At 32.2% G+C, this 19,549-nt stretch carries 28 protein-coding genes and 1 tRNA gene; 8 read left to right on the forward strand and 21 right to left on the reverse strand.

Going from position 1 to position 19,549, the window contains the following annotated elements; genetic code table 11:
• Window positions 1-39: 39 nt before the first annotated feature.
• From LQ682_RS14230 to LQ682_RS01205, 11 genes are all read right to left on the reverse strand, one after another.
• On the reverse strand, window positions 40-2,346 hold the full coding sequence (locus tag LQ682_RS14230) for a phage/plasmid primase, P4 family (RefSeq protein WP_239723748.1): 2,307 nt from the start codon (window positions 2,344-2,346) through the stop codon (window positions 40-42).
• Window positions 2,347-2,366: 20 nt separating this feature from the next.
• Window positions 2,367-2,864 (reverse strand): DUF669 domain-containing protein, encoded by a 498-nt coding sequence (locus LQ682_RS01160; protein WP_239723749.1) that lies wholly within the window; start codon window positions 2,862-2,864, stop codon window positions 2,367-2,369.
• Between the two features lie 19 nt (window positions 2,865-2,883).
• Complete coding sequence (locus tag LQ682_RS01165) at window positions 2,884-4,221, reverse strand: DEAD/DEAH box helicase (protein WP_239723750.1); 1,338 nt, start codon at window positions 4,219-4,221, stop codon at window positions 2,884-2,886.
• Window positions 4,205-4,912 carry an AAA family ATPase gene (locus LQ682_RS01170; protein ID WP_275591493.1) on the reverse strand — a complete coding sequence of 236 codons (708 nt, stop codon included), beginning with the start codon at window positions 4,910-4,912 and terminating at the stop codon, window positions 4,205-4,207. Before LQ682_RS01170 ends, LQ682_RS01165 begins: the two co-directional genes overlap by 17 nt.
• Window positions 4,905-5,123 carry a DUF2483 family protein gene (locus tag LQ682_RS01175; RefSeq protein ID WP_239723751.1) on the reverse strand — a complete coding sequence of 73 codons (219 nt, stop codon included), beginning with the start codon at window positions 5,121-5,123 and terminating at the stop codon, window positions 4,905-4,907. The genes LQ682_RS01170 and LQ682_RS01175 overlap by 8 nt, the downstream gene beginning before the upstream one ends.
• On the reverse strand, window positions 5,123-5,374 hold the full coding sequence (locus LQ682_RS01180; protein WP_239723752.1) for a hypothetical protein: 252 nt from the start codon (window positions 5,372-5,374) through the stop codon (window positions 5,123-5,125). Before LQ682_RS01180 ends, LQ682_RS01175 begins: the two co-directional genes overlap by 1 nt.
• Before the next feature lie 91 nt (window positions 5,375-5,465).
• A complete protein-coding gene (locus LQ682_RS01185; protein WP_239723753.1) occupies window positions 5,466-5,675 on the reverse strand; it encodes a hypothetical protein in 210 nt (69 codons plus the stop codon).
• Complete coding sequence (locus tag LQ682_RS01190) at window positions 5,676-5,855, reverse strand: hypothetical protein (RefSeq protein ID WP_239723754.1); 180 nt, start codon at window positions 5,853-5,855, stop codon at window positions 5,676-5,678.
• Window position 5,856: 1 nt separating this feature from the next.
• Window positions 5,857-6,039, reverse strand: coding sequence for a hypothetical protein (locus LQ682_RS01195; RefSeq protein ID WP_239706057.1), 183 nt, complete (start codon window positions 6,037-6,039; stop codon window positions 5,857-5,859).
• Entirely contained in the window at window positions 6,036-6,266 is a 231-nt protein-coding gene (locus LQ682_RS01200; RefSeq protein ID WP_135020785.1) for a DUF771 domain-containing protein, read from the reverse strand. Before LQ682_RS01200 ends, LQ682_RS01195 begins: the two co-directional genes overlap by 4 nt.
• Window positions 6,267-6,323: 57 nt before the next feature.
• A complete protein-coding gene (locus tag LQ682_RS01205) occupies window positions 6,324-6,542 on the reverse strand; it encodes a BetR domain protein (RefSeq protein ID WP_135020783.1) in 219 nt (72 codons plus the stop codon).
• A gap of 173 nt (window positions 6,543-6,715) precedes the next feature.
• Between LQ682_RS01205 and LQ682_RS01210 the strand changes: the two genes are divergently transcribed.
• Genes LQ682_RS01210 through LQ682_RS01245 form a run of 8 tightly spaced genes read left to right on the forward strand, consistent with a single transcriptional unit; the run spans window position 6,716 to window position 10,842 of the window.
• Window positions 6,716-7,024: a helix-turn-helix domain-containing protein gene (locus tag LQ682_RS01210; RefSeq protein ID WP_135020781.1), complete on the forward strand. Its 309-nt coding sequence runs from the start codon at window positions 6,716-6,718 to the stop codon at window positions 7,022-7,024.
• Complete coding sequence (locus tag LQ682_RS01215) at window positions 7,021-7,161, forward strand: hypothetical protein (RefSeq protein WP_239723755.1); 141 nt, start codon at window positions 7,021-7,023, stop codon at window positions 7,159-7,161. The genes LQ682_RS01210 and LQ682_RS01215 overlap by 4 nt, the downstream gene beginning before the upstream one ends.
• A gap of 4 nt (window positions 7,162-7,165) precedes the next feature.
• Window positions 7,166-7,630: an ImmA/IrrE family metallo-endopeptidase gene (locus LQ682_RS01220; RefSeq protein ID WP_239723756.1), complete on the forward strand. Its 465-nt coding sequence runs from the start codon at window positions 7,166-7,168 to the stop codon at window positions 7,628-7,630.
• A 13-nt stretch (window positions 7,631-7,643) separates the two neighbouring features.
• Window positions 7,644-8,288, forward strand: coding sequence for an Ltp family lipoprotein (locus LQ682_RS01225; RefSeq protein WP_239706108.1), 645 nt, complete (start codon window positions 7,644-7,646; stop codon window positions 8,286-8,288).
• Between the two features lie 54 nt (window positions 8,289-8,342).
• A complete protein-coding gene (locus LQ682_RS01230; RefSeq protein ID WP_239706107.1) occupies window positions 8,343-9,041 on the forward strand; it encodes a hypothetical protein in 699 nt (232 codons plus the stop codon).
• Window positions 9,042-9,063: 22 nt separating this feature from the next.
• Window positions 9,064-9,624, forward strand: a complete 561-nt coding sequence (locus LQ682_RS01235; protein WP_239706106.1) for a hypothetical protein — start codon at window positions 9,064-9,066, stop codon at window positions 9,622-9,624.
• 49 nt (window positions 9,625-9,673) lie between these two features.
• Window positions 9,674-9,814, forward strand: a complete 141-nt coding sequence (locus LQ682_RS01240) for a hypothetical protein (RefSeq protein ID WP_239703876.1) — start codon at window positions 9,674-9,676, stop codon at window positions 9,812-9,814.
• A complete protein-coding gene (locus tag LQ682_RS01245; protein ID WP_239703877.1) occupies window positions 9,811-10,842 on the forward strand; it encodes a tyrosine-type recombinase/integrase in 1,032 nt (343 codons plus the stop codon). The genes LQ682_RS01240 and LQ682_RS01245 overlap by 4 nt, the downstream gene beginning before the upstream one ends.
• Before the next feature lie 124 nt (window positions 10,843-10,966).
• On the opposite strand, the gene LQ682_RS01250 is transcribed toward LQ682_RS01245, so the two are convergent.
• The 10 genes from LQ682_RS01250 to uvrC all read right to left on the reverse strand — a co-directional run bounded on the left by LQ682_RS01250 (window position 10,967) and on the right by uvrC (window position 19,344).
• Window positions 10,967-11,040: transfer RNA gene (locus LQ682_RS01250), tRNA-Arg, on the reverse strand.
• 140 nt (window positions 11,041-11,180) lie between these two features.
• A complete protein-coding gene (locus LQ682_RS01255) occupies window positions 11,181-11,396 on the reverse strand; it encodes a hypothetical protein (protein ID WP_017000532.1) in 216 nt (71 codons plus the stop codon).
• Between the two features lie 209 nt (window positions 11,397-11,605).
• A complete protein-coding gene (locus LQ682_RS01260) occupies window positions 11,606-12,112 on the reverse strand; it encodes a metallophosphoesterase family protein (RefSeq protein WP_135020771.1) in 507 nt (168 codons plus the stop codon).
• Window positions 12,109-12,693: an XTP/dITP diphosphatase gene (locus LQ682_RS01265; protein WP_239723757.1), complete on the reverse strand. Its 585-nt coding sequence runs from the start codon at window positions 12,691-12,693 to the stop codon at window positions 12,109-12,111. The genes LQ682_RS01260 and LQ682_RS01265 overlap by 4 nt, the downstream gene beginning before the upstream one ends.
• 12 nt (window positions 12,694-12,705) lie before the next feature.
• Window positions 12,706-13,503, reverse strand: coding sequence for a glutamate racemase (racE, locus tag LQ682_RS01270; RefSeq protein ID WP_017000529.1), 798 nt, complete (start codon window positions 13,501-13,503; stop codon window positions 12,706-12,708).
• Window positions 13,500-13,934, reverse strand: a complete 435-nt coding sequence (locus LQ682_RS01275; RefSeq protein ID WP_064204083.1) for a MarR family winged helix-turn-helix transcriptional regulator — start codon at window positions 13,932-13,934, stop codon at window positions 13,500-13,502. The genes racE and LQ682_RS01275 overlap by 4 nt, the downstream gene beginning before the upstream one ends.
• A 215-nt stretch (window positions 13,935-14,149) precedes the next feature.
• Window positions 14,150-14,959, reverse strand: a complete 810-nt coding sequence (gene sdhB, locus LQ682_RS01280) for a succinate dehydrogenase iron-sulfur subunit (RefSeq protein ID WP_017000527.1) — start codon at window positions 14,957-14,959, stop codon at window positions 14,150-14,152.
• A gap of 2 nt (window positions 14,960-14,961) precedes the next feature.
• Entirely contained in the window at window positions 14,962-16,725 is a 1,764-nt protein-coding gene (sdhA, locus tag LQ682_RS01285) for a succinate dehydrogenase flavoprotein subunit (RefSeq protein WP_017000526.1), read from the reverse strand.
• Between the two features lie 32 nt (window positions 16,726-16,757).
• Window positions 16,758-17,369, reverse strand: a complete 612-nt coding sequence (locus LQ682_RS01290) for a succinate dehydrogenase cytochrome b558 subunit (RefSeq protein WP_017000525.1) — start codon at window positions 17,367-17,369, stop codon at window positions 16,758-16,760.
• Between the two features lie 187 nt (window positions 17,370-17,556).
• Window positions 17,557-19,344 (reverse strand): excinuclease ABC subunit UvrC, encoded by a 1,788-nt coding sequence (gene uvrC / locus LQ682_RS01295; RefSeq protein WP_017000524.1) that lies wholly within the window; start codon window positions 19,342-19,344, stop codon window positions 17,557-17,559.
• Between the last annotated feature and the right edge of the window lie 205 nt (window positions 19,345-19,549).

Raw genomic sequence — 19,549 nt, forward strand, 5'->3', positions numbered from 1 at the left:
ATAAAACTACTCCATAACCCTTCCACAACCCCTCCATTTTTAAAGTTTCAATTGTATTTTGTTAGGATTATAATCATCCAACAATCCAACACCGATATAATGAACACCATTCGATGTTATTTTTTTAAACTTCTTACTCATTTCAATACCGAATTTTGTATTGGTCATTCTGTACTGGTTGTTCTCTCTCGCCCATTCGTCATAAGCGGCGAACATTAAACTGCTTTTAATTTTTCCAGTAGTACCAACTTCACAACACTCATCTATGAATGCAGCGATCGAATCCATTTCTGTACGATACTCATCTCTCTGCTCTTTAATGATTGCTGGCTCTGACAATCCTATTCGTTGCCATTCCAGATAACCATCCACACACCATTTAATGATTGCTGGTAGTTCTTGCTTTAATTTCTTTGTTAAATCTTTATCTATTTCGTTTAAAGGTATTTGTTTTTCGAAAGGTATAATGACAAATCTTCTCCATATACCTTCATCACGACCACGTACATATGGTTTGTGATTGGTAGCCATCCATAATTTCAATTGAGGTGTAAATTCGAAACTATTTTCATGTAATTTACGTGCTGATATTTTATCGCCACCAGTGATTTGTTTTAATAAACCTTCGTCAAATCTATCGCCTTCGTTAGGCTCTGTAGTCGTCACAAAACGAGCGCCATCTAGTTTGGCTATCTCTGGTGTCGGACCAGAATTGTTGCCCATTTTACTAGCCATAATGGCTTGTGGTGTAATGTTAGTTGCGTAGTTACCGAATATTTCATTTAATACCTCAATGAATACTGATTTACCGTTTCGTCCATTACCGTGTAAGACAAATAACACTTGCTCTGTTGTGTAACCAGATAATGAATACCCAACTGCTCTTTGAATGAAATCTATTAAATCTTGTCGACCTAGAAAAATATCGTTTAAAAATTCTTCCCATTTAGGACAGTCTGCTTTGTCTGTAAATTCAACGTTAGAAATTTTAGTAAAGAAATTATTTCTATCATGATCAATTAACTGTCCACTTCTTAAATCGATGTAACCATTTTGTACATTGAATAGATTGAAATCTTTATCAAAATCATTGTTTTGCACAGGTAGTAAGTGTTCACACTCTTTCATCATGTTTACTTTCTTATTGTGGTTACGAGAGTCTTTCCAATGCCTGTGTTTGAATTTCTTCATTTCTTCTTCGTCTACACCCTCAGCAATAAACAACTTTTCATTTTTCATGTTATTTACAACTTTATCGGCTAGAATCTTCATCTTTCCTGTATCATCATGTTTCCAACGTTTCCCGTCATAATACATCCATGCGTTGGAAGTATAGTTATATCTAATGTTATCTCCGAATAAATCTTTAAGACGTTCTGCGTTCCCCGTATCATCGTATGAATAGCGTTTATCTTTCTTAGCTGGTTTCACTGCATCGTCCATTATATAAATTTGAAAATCTGTATCAGTTGTTTCTGGTATAAATTCGTTCTGACAACTCTCGATTGCTTTACTGATTGTTAAGTTGCCGTATGTGTCATCGCCACGTTGCTCGTCCCATTTATCTCTGTATAAAACAGACTTACGGAATATTGTATCCATTTTGTATGGATCACGTGCAGTCCAGAAAGCTAAGTCACTTGTGAATGCCATATCTGCCTCACTCTGTGAGTCATAGAACTGTGACCAATCTCCTTCAAATAAAGTGGAAAACCTTAAACCATTTTTAGACTTTTTAGCAGTATCAATAATTTGCTCTATACCTAAATCGTTACCGAAACCTTTAGTTAAGTTTTGTGTTTGCTTTTCAGTTTCTGGTTTCATAATGTATTTATTGTGTAAGAAACTTAATTGACCGTATTCATCTTCATCTATAAAGTTATAACCACCAATTTGTTTACCGGTCATAGTGAAAAATCTTCCAGCATCGTAAATTTCCACGTTACCTCTACGTCTGCCTTTAGGTGGTAATTTACCTTTTGTAATTAAATGAATACCTTTTCCAGATGGTGATATTTCTGCATATGTTTCTAACACATTTATAAATTCTGAAATGATGTTATTTGCATCTGGATTATTTAAATATTCTTTCACTTCATTTTCTATATCGTCTATATCAATTCCTACATATGGTGCTTTAAAGAAAAAGCCAATCCCATCATAGTTTCCGGACTGACTTACTGCATCTTCAAAACTCACCCATGTACGTTCATCATTGGACTTTGCCATTTCATGATTATTAGGGTTGTATGGACGCTTTGTTAAACGTCCATTAGCCCCCATTTCAATCTTGAAGCAACACCAATGATTTAATTCTGTTAATTCATATGGAATTTTTTCGTACACTGGTAGTGCCTCCTTTATTCTTAAAACGGATAATCAGTATCATCTTGTTGTTGTTGAGTTGCAAAAGGATTAGAACCTTCTTCTGTTTTAAATTTGTGTGCTAATTCTGGGAAGTTTGTTTTCTCCCAACGCTTAACATTTAAATTTTCATATGTTTTATCGTTGTATTCTGATGTTTCATTCTTAACTGCAACTAATACCGGTTTACCTAAGAAGTCTTGGAATAGCTCGTCGATTGATGAATATTGTTTGCCTTGTTGTAATTGAGCTGCTGCACCAATTGTGTTAAAGAATTTCATATTATATTTACCTGTCGCTTTCGCTTTCCAAATACGATGGAATACGATTTGATTTTTATATGGTTGATCAATATCATTTCTAACTGTTAATCGTACGTCTACAAATTCTGTTCCTGATTGTGTTGCACTTTCCTCAAATTTAGTAATAACTACCTCGTATTTACCGTCTTTAATGCCACCTTCAAAAGTATCGTTCATGTCTAAAGTAAAGTTTGTCATAATTAATTTCTCCTTTTATTTAAATTAAATTTAATAATTTCCCTTGATAATATGCCCATCCGGGTTTGTATTGTCTATCTTTTGCTAATTGATATAATTCTTCCATGTTCTTACAATCTTTAGGTTCTTTGAAATTCAACCTAATAATATTTTCTTCTGTAATTTCTTCTAACTCTCTCGACTCATCAATGTGATAGTCCGTAGCTTCAGCTTTAAATTCTTCGCCACACTCTGGACAAACTGTATAAGCAGATGGGATAACGGCGTAACATGATTCACATTCTTTAACAGGTATACCGTCTGATTGATTTGATTTTTTATCAGAACCTTTAAAGTGTTCTAACCAATCATGCTCGCTATCGGGTAAACCATGTCTTGAGTAATTACCGACGTGATCAATAATGATTGCTTGTTTATTAGGTTGATATCGCATCGACCTCATCGTTTGTTGTATAAAGAGTGTGAGTGATTCTGTAGGTCGTAAAAGAATTACACACTGACAATCCGGTACGTCCACACCTTCTCCATATAATTCAGCATTCACTAATATTTTTACTTCGCCACTTCTGAACAATTTCATTGCTAATTCACGTTCAGCTTTAGGCGTTTTACCGTCTACTTGCATTGCTTTGTATCCAGATGCATTAAATTTATCTGCAACTTTCTTACTCATCTCAACACTGTGCGTGTAGACAATCGTTTTTTTATCTTCTGCAAACTTCTGATAATTCTCTATCACATCGCCGAATATTGTTTTTTGTAGGGCTTCTTCAATTGATGTGTTACTGAACTCTCCTGTAGCATTGTGTTTGAGTTGAATGTTTTCCATTAAATTCACAGAATAATACTTATATGGTGCTAATCTGTTGTTATCAATTAACCATTTAACAGATTTACCTAATATCAAATCTTGAAATACTTCTGTGAAACCTTTATTACTCATCCTCCAAGGGGTTGCAGTGAAAGATAAAACGTAAGCATCTGGAAATTCATCAAAGATATTTTGATAAGTTTTTGCTAAAGCATGATGTCCTTCATCAACTAATATCAAAGATGGTTGTTTTACTTTATTGTTTTTTATTTGTCTTGAAACTGTCTGTACCATGCCAACGTGACACAAGTTCATATCGACATTATTTGCTATAAACGTACCTTTTATTTGTTCTACTAATTCTCTGCGATGCACAACGAATAGCACGTTATTGCCTTTGTCTGTTGCTCTCTTAGCAATCTCTGACATTGTGACTGACTTACCACTGCCTGCAGGAGATTGCACCATAATATTTTTATTACCTTTGCCCATCGACTGATAGACGCCATCGATTAACTCGATTTGATAATCACGAAGTTGTATCATCGCTATCACCAATTTTGAATAAATCTTCTTGTAAACAATGCTCTCTATCATCCAGTTGGTTCTTAGCAAACACGTTGTTTGAAGGCATTAAAATAAAACCACGATTACCGGACTGTTCATTGAATACTAACTTTGCAACGACTTGGCATAATCCAGCGATGTTATCTCGAATAGTTTTTCTAACGTCTGGCACACTTTGTGTTATTTGTTGTCCTGCAGGTGTGTAAAAGTCGTAGTTTGTTTCCCATGCAATGAATACAAGCCTTTTTCCTAATGATTGTAAAAATCTAAAACTATCTATAATGAAGAAATCTACTCTTTGATAATGAGACATCTCTGGTACACGTTCGTTTTTACCGTTGCGTCCTAAGTTTGCCAACATTGATCTAAATAATTCTGAAATATTATCAATTGCGATTGTGTCATATTGATTTACAATTTCTTTATTATCGTTAAACCACTTCATTAGTTCCGTCCATTCTTTCCAAGCATCATGTGTGTTAAATTCCAACACATCTACGTTTTCGTTACCTTTCAACGGTCTTTCTGATTTATCCACATTTAGATATAATGTTCTGCCAGGTAAGTAATTTAATGTGTGAGTTTTACCAGTACCAGGCTTCGCATATATCATGTAAGTTGATTTATCTAATGTGATATCTTTTGCATTCTTGATATTAAAATTACTCAAGTTTAATTTCCTCCTCTTCATCTATTTCAATGTGTGTAAGTTTAAAAATTCTATGACCAGTTAAATCAATACTTAAGTCGTCTAAACCATCAAACTTCCTAGCGTCACTTTTTGAAGTAGAATATTTGATTGTTGGAACACTTTTTGAAGGTCTGTTCGTAACCCATAAGTTATCTTTCGAAATAATATATGTGATTGTTTCTTTTGCCATTACGACATCACTCTTTCATAACGTCCTGGTTCATTTAAAAATCGTTCATCAATACGTGCTTTAAAAAATGCGTATTCTTTTTCATCAAGTATGAAACCGTCTTTGTATGTTTCATCTTGGAAATCAATTCTTATTTTGATAACTATATCTGAATAATAGTTATCAATCGTGTATTCGAACGTGTAACCATGTAAGTGTAAGAATTGAAACACTTCTTTATTCACACGTTGCAATACATTTAATGGATGCATACTTGATAACCTCCTTGATTAGTTGTATTATTTAAGTAAGTAAAATTTATAATGCGTTTTACTCTTACTGTCTGCAAACAGTGAGAGTTTTTTATTTATTCTCATCTTCGTTAATTTCGAATAACTTTAATAAAAAATCGTATTCATGTTTTTCGACAAAAAGAAAACCGCTAAGTCCTTTTATCGATACGGAATATGAATCGTCCCATGTATCATGAGATAAACTTATAGAGCAATTTTTAATATCAAAACCTTCCATTCCTTCAGGCATACCTATAAAATCTTTCTTTTTAATTTCCATTTACTTCTCCTCCTTATTTACTTGTTCAAAACTAATGTCGAACTTAAAGTTTTCTAACTTATCAAGATTTGCGTTTAATTCCGTAACATTCTCTTGCATTGCCGCTAACAGTTCATCGAGTTCGTTACGGTTTTTAATATTTATTTGAGAATCTATAGTCATTGTTATTTTGTTTTCCATCCTACTTCCCCTCCACTTCTTTTAATTTTTCATCCTCAATCATGTTGAAGAATGAATCCCATACGTGATATACAAGGAATGTTGCCATTACTGTTATCAGTCCTGCTAAGAAGATATTGTCGAATATCCATATTGCGATTAGTGCTATGACAAACTCACTCATTAAAGTTGCTGTATATCTCATTTGGTTGCCTCCATTTCAAATATTTCTTTGAAATTATCTTCTAAGAACTTTCGCATTTCAGAACCTACGAAACGATATTGATCATTATTGTTTATTGGATAATGTGCGAACTTTTCAATTTCTTTTCTGAATTTAGGTACTTTTAAAATATTATCTTTAACCCAATTTCTAGTACGACCCGTTTCATTCATTAAATCTTCCATGCTCCACCAAGTTTTTGTATACATTGGTTATCCCTCCTTACTTTTTCAGTATCCGTCACCTTTAAGTTTCTTTTAGGACACTTATTGTTTAAAAAAAATATCTAGCATTTCTTCCTCAGATAACTTTAATATTTCGACTATCGCTAATATCTCCGCTCTATCGAATTCATGAACTTTGTTCATTCGTCTATAAAATGAGTTTCTAGACATCTTCACGCCTTTTTCATTAATAAGATTTAATAGTTCATTTACAGATATTCCTTTTAAAGCCATATGAGATTTTAATTTATTCGGATGCATTTTGTCACCACCTTTGTGTCTTAAAGGATACATTTATCTTACCGTTGATATAATAAGATGTCAACACTAAAGTGTCTTAAAAAGAAACTTTTTGAGTTATTTCCTATTTAAGTGTTGCTTTTAGGAAACTTTAATATTATAATTGAAACATACCAATTAGGAGGGCAATTATTATGAAACCAGACATAAAATCAAGAAGACTTGAGTTAGGACTAACGCTAGAAGAAGTGGGTAATATTGTCGGAGTTGGAAAATCAACCGTTAGAAAATGGGAAACCGGCGATATTGAAAATATGAAGAGAGATAAGATTGTAAAATTAGCAAAAGCTTTGAAAGTTTCTCCTTCATACATTATGGGATTTGATGAACAAGAAGAACAGTATACAGCGGCAGCTCATTTTGATAAAGAAGAATTGTCAGAAGAAGAATTAGAAGAGGTTAAACAATTCATTGAAATTATTAAAAGAAGAAAAAATAGATGAGAAAAACTAAAGAAGATTTGTTAATAGATAAAATAAAAGAATTACAAGAAGAGTATGAAAGCAATCCATTAATGACTAAATTAATTCTTGAATTTGAAATTACTAAATATTTTGAAGAAGTTTATAAAAAAGGGTGATAATATGGGATATGAGAATCTTTTAATAAACCATGAAGCTGAAGTTGAAATTGAGGAAACAGGATTATTACCCTCTTTTCAAAGCGGATTATATTTCGATGGTACAATTTATATAAAAAGCAAATTAGATCTTATAAAAAAGCATGAAATTTTAGCAGAAGAAATCGGGCACCATGAATTGACGTACGGTGATATTACAAATCAAAAAATATTAATGAATAGAAAATATGAATTAAAAGCCCGTCGATATGGTTATGAATTACTAATCACATTAGACGGTATTATTTCTGCTTATAAAAATGGCGTACACAATCTATATGAACTTGCAAATTATTTTGAAGTAACAGAATCGTGCGTAATTGAAACACTAAAACATTATAAAATGAAGTTTGGTTTATCCACCTATCATGAAGGTTATGTTGTTAAATTCGAACCTTTACAGGTGTTTGAATATATAAATATAAAGTAAAGGAGAATCTTGAATGAAAGAAGAACGATTGGAAGAATTAGAACAATTCCAAGAACACCAAGGAAAAAATAGTTCTAATAAGAAAAAATGGCTATGGGGTTGTGGAGGATGTTTAGGAGCTTTTATCATATTAGTGATTATTTTTAGTGCATGTGCTGTAATACTTGTTGGAGATGATTTTGAGGAATCTGACAATACTATTGAAACTACTCAAAAAGGTACTGAGGAAAAAGAAAATCAAGAAGTTGATGAAGATGAAGAAATTGATTATAACGATTCAGATACTTCTATCGAAAGTGAAAGTGATAAAACTTCCGAAACAATAGAAGAAGATAATAATAATGATGATGAAGTAAGTAGAGAATATAAAAATGCGTTAAATAGCGCTAAAAATTATCAAGAAATTCTGCCGATGTCAAAAGCTGGATTATTTGACCAATTAACATCAAGTGCTGGGGACCAATATCCGGAGGATGCTGCTCAATACGCTATAGATAACTTAAAAGCGGACTATAAAGAAAATGCTTTAAAAGCCGCTGAAAATTACCAAGACATTATGCCTATGTCTGATAGTGAATTATTTGACCAGTTAACTTCTGATGCTGGAGATAAATATACAAATGAAGAAGCACAATACGCTATAGATAATTTAGATTGATGATATACCTCACCTAATACGTGAAGTGTTCAACATAACAAAGGAGAATGTGTAATGAAAAATGAAAAATGGTATTTTTCTAATTGGTTTGTAATTTTGATGTTAATTATTTTATTTCCAGTTGGATTAATACTTATGTGGGTTTCTAAAAAATGGAATAATAAAACTAGATGGTTTGTAACTGGTGCAATTATTGTTTTAGTTATAGTTGCTAATTTTTCTGATAGTGAAGATGAGCAATCTGAAGAACCAACAAAACAAAGTGTAGAGAAAAAAGAAAAACCAAAAGAAAAGTCTACTCCTAAGAAGAAAGAAAAAGAAAAACCAAAAGAAAAAGAAAAAAAGAAAGAAAGCATTAAACACAACAAACAAGATGGATATGACGTGTATGAAAGAGATGGAGGAATGCCTTTCAGTGAAAATTCTTCTATAAAACATTTTTCTATGGAAATGAGTAACAAACTTAAAAAAGACCACAAAAAAATAGATAATGGTGCAATCTTCAAAGATGTTATGGAATTCGAAGATAAAAAAGGAAACGAAGAAAAAATAGTCGCAATAGTTGCTTATGTTTCTAAAGAAACAATAGATGATATCAACTTCGATAACTGGCCAAATAATCCAGAATCTTTATATGATGTATCAGATGGTGTTGTATTCCATTATTATATAAATGACAATAAAATTGCTAAAACAAGAAATCAAGATGAAATACCTCAACAATTTTACGATATGTTAGGTGAAGAAAAATAATTTTTATAAAGGAGAGTATCGAGTGAAGAAAGTATTATTTTTATTATTCGCAAGTTTATTAGTATTAGGGGCATGTGGACAAAAAGAAGAAAGTACATCTAAAGAAGAAACTACAAAAAAGACAGAAAGAAAAGATACGAAGAAAGAAACTAAAAAAGAAGATAAGGAAACTACTGAAAAATCAGAGCCGAAAACTGAAGAAGAATCAACAGAAGAAAATACGACAGAAGAGCCACAATCAGTTGAAGAAGAAACAGCAGAAGAACAAACACAAGAGCAACAACCTGTGCAAGAAGAAGTAAATACTTCAAATATTACTGATGAAGTACAGTTGCAAAACGTTTTAAACGGTAACTTTAGTGAAGAACAAAAGGTTCAAGCATATAACAGTGCAGTTTCTAACGGTGTAATACCACAAGGAACAGTATCAGAAGGTTCAGCACAAGCTGCATATGAAAGTTCTAAAGGAATCCAAAATGGTGAAACTAAAAAAGACCAAATGGCAGAGAGATACCAATCGTGGATAGATGCTGGTTTAATGACTGAAGAAGAAATGGAAGAAGAATTAGCAAAAATAGATTAATAAACCACCTCACCTAACACGTGAGGTTTTATTATAAGGAGGTGTAATTATGAAAAAGATACCAAAGCTAAAACAAAAGGTTCGAGTATTTAACAAATATGGTGAACAGATAGATCCAGCTACTTATCCTGTACCAGACCATATTAAGGAAGCAGTACAAGTTGTACTAAGAAAGGGTGGCGTGAAATGACAGTAACAAAAAGAAAAGAACGTGGTACATGGCAATATGCTTTTGGTCACGAAGGCAAAACATATAGAAAGAGTGGCTTTACAACTAAACGTGAAGCAGTAGAAGCTGAAACAAAGGCTAAGAATGATTTACTAGATGGTTTTCAATTTGACAATAACGTAACTTTGCACAAGTATTTCAAAGAATGGGCTGAAACTTACAAGGAACCAAATGTGAGTAAAAAAACGTATGTATCATACACAACAATAATGAACCATTTAGAGAATGCTACTATTGGTAGAACACCTTTAAAAGATATTACTAAAGTGAAATATCAAAAATTTATAAATGAATTCGCTAAAACACATACAGATGAGTCAGTTAGAAAATTGAATGGAAAAATAAGAAGTTCAATAGATGATGCTATATATGAAGGAATACTTAAAAAGAACTTCACATATAAAATAAAATATGTTGGTAAAAACCAATCACAACATGAGGATGATAAATTTATTACTTTAAAACAATATTCAGATCTAAAGAAAGAATTGAAAACAAAATATACTGATTCATCATTAGTACTATTTATTATGGTCGTTACTGGTTGTAGAATTTCCGGCGCTATCAATCTGAAATATGATTATATAGATAGATTCAAAAGAACGATTTATATCAATGAACAGAAAACAACTACATCACCTAGAACAGTAGAAGTATCAAAAAAAGATATGGACCATATATATAAAGTATTGGAACATAGACCAGCTACAATGGACGGTTATGTATTCAGTAATGGTATAAGTACTAATGCAGTAAACAAGGCTTTAAAAGGCTATTGTGAGCGATTAGGTATTAAACAAATTACAACACATGCTATAAGGCACACTCACTGCTCTTATTTGTTATCCAAAGACGTATCTATACATTATATTTCTAAAAGGTTAGGCCATAAAAATATAAAAGTAACATTAGAAGTGTATTCGCACCTACTAGAAGAAAGTTTCGAAGAAGAGAATAAAAAGGCAGTAGAAGCCTTAAAAGTTTTATAGCTTGGTGTAGTTTTGGTGTAGTTCTGGTGTAGTTACCGAATATAACGAGGTATATCCATATATAAAGAAATCCCGTCATATCAACGTTTATAGACACGAGATACAACGGGAAATAGGCAAATTACGTCCTGAGAGGGATTCGAACCCCCGACCGACGGCTTAGAAGGCCGTTGCTCTATCCTACTGAGCTACCAGGACATTTATTAACTCATTTATTAACACAAGAATAATTATATCTAATTGCTGCAGTTTAATCAATACTTTTTAAAAAGAAAAAGGTTTATTAAATCGCTTTCGAGGTATTATTACACTCTTTTTGTGAAATTTTGATTTTTTTATTAATCTGTTAGTACGATATCATTTATTTTAACTGTATTTTCTTTATCTGCTCTGCAAATTGATTGATCTTCAAAGATTTCTACTATACTTGCATGTACAAGTCCATAAGCGCTTAATACGTATATATTTTCATTACGATGTACTTCATCTTCTTCACCTTTATTTATACAAAATTTTTCATTGTTTATAAGTGATGTTACACGCGTTCTTTCCATTTATACCCGCTCCCGATTTTGATTAATTGTAAATCTTTTAAATATACTGTGAATTAATAGTCATATTATAAAACATTTATTTTACAAATGAAAGTTTATTCTTTAATTGTAATTAAAATGAGATATTCTCTTGAATATCTCATGTTTTATTTATAACTATTCATTTATACTAAATTTTTACAAATCATATTATATCTTTTTAAAGTATATTACAGAGCTAGTGATTGTTTTTCTAGTTCTTTATGATCTCTATTTAAGAATGATAAATTTACATTTTCTCTTTTTTCATCGAATTCTAAAATCGCATATGTTTCTTCCCAATCTCCTCTAGTTTGCGATATACTACCAGGATTAATACAATATACTCCATTTATAGATTCACATAATGCAACATGACTATGACCATAAAATGCAAATTGAGCACCTTCATTTGCTGCATGTGCACTTAAAACTTCTCTATTTGATTTAATATCATATCTGTGCCCGTGTGTATAGAAATATTTAATATTGTCTATTTCTCCACTATTTTCTATTGGAAATTGAGGGTCAAAGTCACAATTCCCTTTTACACGCTTGAATAAACTTAATTCACTGTCATCATAATTAAATTCAGAATCTCCTAAGTGTAAAAATAAATCTGCATCTTTATGATAGTCATATAATTCATGAAGTATACCTTGTTCTCCGTGATTATCACTAACAATTATCCATTTCATTGAAATCGCTCCCCTATATCTTCATTCATAAGTTTAATAGCATTTCCTCTATGGCTAATTGCACTTTTCTCAGCTGCAGTTAACTCTGCCATAGTTTTATCTAACGATGGCACAAAGAATATTGGATCATAACCAAATCCATTCTCTCCTCTTTGTTCATCTATTATTTCTCCTTGTACTTTTCCTACATAAGTTACTGTATCTTTTCCTGGTTCACTTACAGCAATAGCACATATAAATTCAGCATTTTTATTTTCTTTATCTTTTAAGTTAGATAATAATTTTTCAATATTAGCTTGGTCATCTTTAGGTTCACCAGCGTAACGTGCTGAGTATATACCTGGCTCACCGTATAAAGCTTCAACGGACAATCCACTATCATCTGCTATCACAATTTTATTTAATGCTTTAGAAGCTGTTTCTGATTTTAAGATAGCATTCTCTTCAAAAGTTGTACCTGTTTCTTCTACATCAAAATCTGGTGCAATTTCTGATATACCTGTCACATTTGCTTTAGGAAATATCGCTTTAAAATCTTCAATTTTACCTTTATTATTTGATGCTATTATAATGTCTTTCATAGTAGTCTCCCCTTACAATGTTATTCTTTCTACTTCTACATTTTCTATATGTAACCATTCTGTTATCGTTCGTGTAATGTGCTCAACATCACCATTGGCAAAGAATTTGTGCTGTGGGTTTGGCGTATAATAAGAATGTTCATTGCTAAAAGTTAACAACGCACTTACTTCCCTTGCTGTTTCTAAACCAGATGATATAACAGACTTTTCACCATCAAAATATTGATTGATTTGATTATAAATCAATGGATAATGTGTACAACCTAGAATTACTGTATCTGAATCATCATATCTCCATTGTTTCAATGTCTGATGGATAACGATACTTGTAATCGTCGGGTCTTTATATCTCATCTGTTCAACTAATGGTACAAATCCTGGACAAGCAATGCCTTTTACCTCTACTTGAGGGTTTATAGTCTTAATACTTCTTCTGTATGCTTCAGATTTAATAGTACCTTCAGTACCTAATACAAGAACACGATTATTTTTTGTTGTCATTATAGCAGTTCTTGAACCAGGATCTATTACACCTACAACTGGTATAGACAGTAATTCCTGTAAAGGTTTTAATGCTACAGCTGTAGCTGTATTACACGCTATAACTAACATTTTAATATCTTTTTTAACTAAAAAATTAGCAAGCTGTATAGTAAACTCTTTGACTTCTTCTCTCGACCTCGGACCATAAGGACATCTACCAATATCACCTAAATAATATATTGTTTCATTTGGTAATTGTCTCATAATTTCCTTAGCTACTGTCAAGCCTCCGACTCCTGAATCTATCACGCCTATTGGTTTGTTCATTGGTCTTCACTTCTCATTCTTTTTAACATGATATCTAAAGCTTCATTAAATTTGATTTTATCCTCGTCATTCATAACAGACAATAATTCTTCAGTATATCTTTGTCTTGCGTGAATCACTTCGTCAATTAAATGCTCGCCTTTTTCTAGTAATTTAACATGGAAAACTCTTTTATCATCAACAGATTGAATCCTCATTGCTAACTCTTTCTTTTCTAATTTATCAATGATGTCTGTTGTCGTAGAATATGCTAAAAATAATTTTTTAGATAATTCACCTATAGTAAGATTTTCATTTTCATATAACCATTGCAATGTTATAAATTGTGGTGGTGAAATATCATAAAGTTTTAATTGTGTTCTCGCTGTATATTTTGTTCTTTCTACAATATGTCTTAGAGAATATTCAATCTGTTTCGTAATATCTTCCATAATCGATGGTACCTCTTTTCAACTTCTTACTTATACACTTTATAATAACATATCAAATAACTTGAAGTTAATGAAATGCGTTGATTAAGCCTTATTAGTATAGATAAACATCCTTATATTAAAGCATAAAAAGAGCCAGTAAAAATTCAAAAATACAAGAATTTTTACTGGCTTATATAAACTGGACAATGATGTCACAGCACTAATATATAATATTAATATACTTGGTGATCTGAACCAAAGAATGATTTAAACATTTGGAATGTTGCTTCTCTGTTCATTGAAGCAATTGATGTAGTTAATGGGATACCTTTCGGACAAGCATTCACACAGTTTTGTGAACTACCACATTCTTGAATACCACCGTCAGACATCAACGCTTTAATTCTTTCGTCTTTTGTCATACTACCTGTTGGATGTAAGTTGAAAAGACGTACTTGAGAAATAGCTTGTGCCCCCATAAAATTATTATTTACGTTTATGTTAGGACATACTTCTAAACAAACACCACATGTCATACATTTTGATAATTCATATGCTGTTTGTCGTTTTTTCTCAGGCATACGAGGTCCAGGACCTAAATCGTAAGTACCATCGATTGGAACCCAAGCTTGTACTTTTTTCAAGTTATCAAACATACGAGAACGATCTACTTGTAAATCACGAACTACTGGGAATGCTTTCATTGGCTCAAGCTTTATAGGTTGTTCCAATTGATCAATTATTGCAGAACATGATTGACGCGCTTTACCGTTAATAACCATGGAACATGCACCACATACTTCTTCAAGACAGTTCATATCCCATGTCACAGGTGTCGTTTTCTCACCTTTTGAGTTAACAGGATTTCTTTGGATTTCCATCAATGCTGCAATCACGTTCATGTTTGGTCTATATGGAATCACAAACTTTTCGTCATATGACTGTGATTTGTCATTTTCTTGACGAGTTATGATTAATGTAATTGTTTTGTCTTCTTGATTTTGTCCTTGTGCATTTTGTTCAACTGTTTGAGAGTCTGCCATTATCATTTACCTCCTTTAGATTTCTGTGAGTAATCTCGTTTACGAGGTTCAATGTGACTAATATCAACATCTTCATATGAAAATTCAGGTGCCTCTTCAGCTCCTCTGAATTGTGCTATTGTAGTTTTTAACCATTCTTCATCATTACGGTCAGGGAATTCTGGTTTGTAATGTGCACCACGAGATTCATTACGGTTGTATGCACCAATTGTAATAACCCTAGCAAGCACTAACATGTTCCATAATTGACGCGTAAAGAATACAGCTTGGTTACTCCAAGTTGACGTATCTTCCATATCAATATCTTGATATCTTTCCATTAATTCTACTATTTTCTTATCTGTTTCTAACAGTTTGTCATTATGACGTACAACTGTTACATTCGCCGTCATAATTTCGCCTAGCTCTTTGTGTAATTTATATGCGTTTTCAGTACCTTTTAGATTTAATAAGTGATCGAATTTTTCTTGTTCTTCGTCAATACGTTTTTGATATAATTCTTCATCTAACTCTGTATATGAAGTTTCGATATTTTTAACGTATTCCATTGCGTTAGGACCAGCTACCATACCGCCATAAATTGCAGATAATAACGAGTTAGCGCCTAATCTGTTACCACCATGCTGAGAAAAGTCACATTCTCCTGCAGCGAAAAGACCTTTAATATTGGTCATTTGATCAAAGTCTACCCATATGCCACCCATTGAATAGTGAACAGCTGGGAATATTTTCATTGGGACTTTACGAGGGTCGTCACCAGTGAATTTTTCATATATTTCAATTATACCACCAAGTTTAACATCTAACTCATGAGCATCTTTATGTGATAAATCTAGGTATACCATGTTTTCGCCATTAATACCTAATTTTTGGTTTACACATACATCAAATATTTCACGAGTTGCGATATCACGTGGTACTAAGTTACCATAGTCAGGATATTTTTCTTCTAAGAAATACCAAGGTTTACCGTCTTTATAAGTCCAAATACGGCCACCTTCACCACGAGCTGACTCACTCATTAATCTTAATTTATCATCGCCCGGAATTGCTGTAGGGTGAATTTGGATAAATTCACCATTCGCGTATTTAGCACCTTGTTGATAAACAACAGATGCAGCTGAACCAGTATTAATCATTGAGTTTGTTGACTTACCAAAGATAATACCAGGTCCACCTGTTGCCATAATAACAGCGTCTGAACCAAATGATTCTATTTTAGCAGTTTTTAAGTTTTGAGCTATAATACCGCGAGCTGCATCTTCGTCATCTTTAACAATGCCTAAAAACTCCCAGCCTTCGTATTTAGTTACTAAACCTTGTACTTCGAATCTTCTAACTTGTTCATCTAATGCATATAGTAATTGTTGTCCTGTAGTTGCACCAGCAAAAGCTGTTCTATGATATAATGTTCCACCAAATCTACGGAAGTCTAAAAGACCTTCAGGTGTACGGTTAAACATTACGCCCATTCTATCTAATAAGTGGATAATACTTGGTGCTGCTTCAGTCATTCTTTTAACCGGTGTTTGGTTAGCAAGGAAGTCCCCACCATATACAGTATCATCGAAGTGAATAGATGTAGAGTCACCTTCACCCTTAGTATTAACTGCACCATTAATACCACCTTGAGCACAAACAGAGTGTGAACGTTTAACTGGTACTAATGAGAACAAGTCAACATGTGCACCTTTTTCCGCAGCTTTAATTGTTGCCATTAAACCAGCTAAACCACCACCGACAACAATAATTTTGTTGTTTGCCATAAAAATTGTCACTCCCCTAAAAAGTATAAATCTTATACGAACGCGAATATAGCTCTTAAGCCAATAATACTAATAACGATAAATACGAATAATGTTACATAAGTCATATAGCGTTGTGACTTAGGCGATTGTGTGATCCCCCAAGTGATACAGAATGACCATAAACCATTTGAGAAATGGAATATAACACTTAATACGCCGATAACATATAACGTTACTGAAATAGGATTAGATAATATATCTGAAACCATATCAAAATCAATATGATGTCCTAATGCTGCCTGTATACGCGTTTGATAAACGTGTACAGCAATGAATATAAACGAGATAACACCTGTTATACGTTGGAATAAAAACATCCAGTTTCTAAATAATGATTGTCTGCCTACATTTTCTTTAGCTGTAAACGCTATGTATAATCCATATATAGCGTGGAATAATATAGGAATATAAATTATTACCACTTCTAAAACGATTTTGAATGGTAAATGCCACATAAAGTCTGAAGCTTTATTAAATGCCTCTGGACTAATAGTTGCAAAATGGTTAATTACCAAATGCTGAATCAAAAATATTCCTATAGGAATTACACCTAACATTGAATGGATACGACGTAAAATAAACTGATTTTCGCTTGACGCCAAAAGAAGTCCCCCCTAACTTTAATCTATAACTCGATTGTGTCTATATTTTCTTTTATAACTGAAAACGATTACATGTGTATTAAAAAAAACACAATGAGCATTACATGTATATTGTAACATTATTACATAAGATTTTGGGTATGAGAATTATTCTCATACCCATATAATTGGATTTTCTATTGTAATATTACTCTTTACTATCAAGTTTTACTTTTAGGTTGTGGGCGACTTTCTGAGGCAATCCAATTTTCATAAATTCTTCTTCATTAGATTCTCTCATTTTTTTAATTGAACCAAAATGTTTTAATAAATTTTGTTTTCGTTTTGGTCCTATACCTTCTATTTCATCTAATACAGATTTTAAAGAAGTTTTTTGTCTTGTTGATCGATGGAATGTAATAGCAAATCTATGAACTTCATCTTGAATTCTTTGTAATAAATAAAAAGCTTGAGAATTTTTCTTTAGTGGTATAATTTCTGCTTGCGTACCATATAATAACTCAGAAGTTTGATGTTTATCATTTTTGCTAAGCCCTGCTATTGGAATATCTAAGCCTAGTTCATTTTCTAAAACTTCTCTTACTGAAGACATGTGTCCTTTACCACCATCGACTATAATTAAATCAGGAATTGGTAAACCTTCTTTTAATACTCTCGTATAACGTCTTCGAACTGCTTCTTGCATTGATTTATAATCATCGGGTCCATCAACTGTTTTAATTTTATACTTTCGATAATCTTTCTTGCTTGGTTTTCCATCTACGAAAGCAATCATAACAGAAACAGGATGAACACCTTGTATATTAGAATTATCAAAAGCTTCTATTCTAATAGGTGTTTGTATCCCCATTGAATCTCCTAAATCCTCAATAGCTTTAATTGTTCTAGATTCATCTTTAGCAATTAATTCGAATTTATTATTTAATGAAATATTAGCATTTTTAATTGCTAAATCTACCATTTCTTTCTTCTTACCTCTTTGTGGTTGAATAACTTTTGAATCAACAACAGACTCTACTGTTTTTTTGTCTAGATTTTTTGGAATGTGAATTTCTTTCGGTGTTAAATGTTGGTTCAACGTATAAAATTGACCAATAAATGTATAGAATTCTTCTTCAGCAGTTTGAATAATTGGAATCATAGAAGCCTGTCTTTCAATTAGTTTACCTTGTCTAATGAAAAATACTTGGATACATATCCAACCTTTATCTACTGAATAACCGAAGATATCTCGCATTGTCATGTCAGCTGACATCATATTTTGTTTATAATTCAACATTTCAATATGCTTAATTAAATCTCTAAATTCTTTTGCTTCTTCAAATTTTAATGCTTCACTTGCTGCATTCATTTTATCGTGTAGATCATTCACTATCGTTTTATCATCACCGTTTAAAAAGTCAGTAATTTCTTTAATCATTTGTTGATATTGAGCTTGTTCAACCGGATAAACACATGGACCTAGACATTGACCGATATGATAATAAAGACAAACTTTATTAGGCATTGTAACGCATTTTCTAAGTGGATATATTCTGTCTAATAACTTTTTAGTTTCTTGTGCTGCATATGCGTTTGGATAAGGGCCAAAATATTTACCTGAATTTTTCTTTACTGTGCGTGTTACGAGTAAACGTGGATGTTCTTCATTTGTTATTTTAATAAATGGATAACTCTTGTCATCTTTTAATAAAATATTATATCGTGGTTGATGCTTCTTAATTAAGTTTAATTCTAGTAACAAAGACTCTATTTCACTAGAAGTTACGATAAACTCGAAATCTCTTATTTCCCCGACTAAACGTGTTGTTTTTTCATCATGTGCTCCCGTAAAATAGCTTCTAACCCTATTTCTTAAACGTTTAGCTTTACCAACATATATTACTGAATTGTGTCTATCTTTCATAATATAACAACCAGGTTCTGTAGGTATAACTTCTAGTTTTTGTTTAATTTTCTTTTGGTAGTCTTCCACAAAATTCACCTACCTTTATAACTTTTTAATATTATTATATCAATAAATCGTCTGCCTACCAAAACATACGTTCTATTTACAATGTAAAAAGAGTAGGATAAAAATCTAATTTTTAAATAAGATTTCATACTCCCACTCTAGCAATTCTAACTAGTATTGATAAAACGTTAATGGAACGCATTAGTAAGCCAGTCAGTCATCTATT

Origin of the sequence: Mammaliicoccus sp. A-M4 (assembly GCF_022386955.1) — a bacterium.
Taxonomy (GTDB): Bacteria; Bacillota; Bacilli; order Staphylococcales; family Staphylococcaceae; genus Mammaliicoccus; species Mammaliicoccus lentus.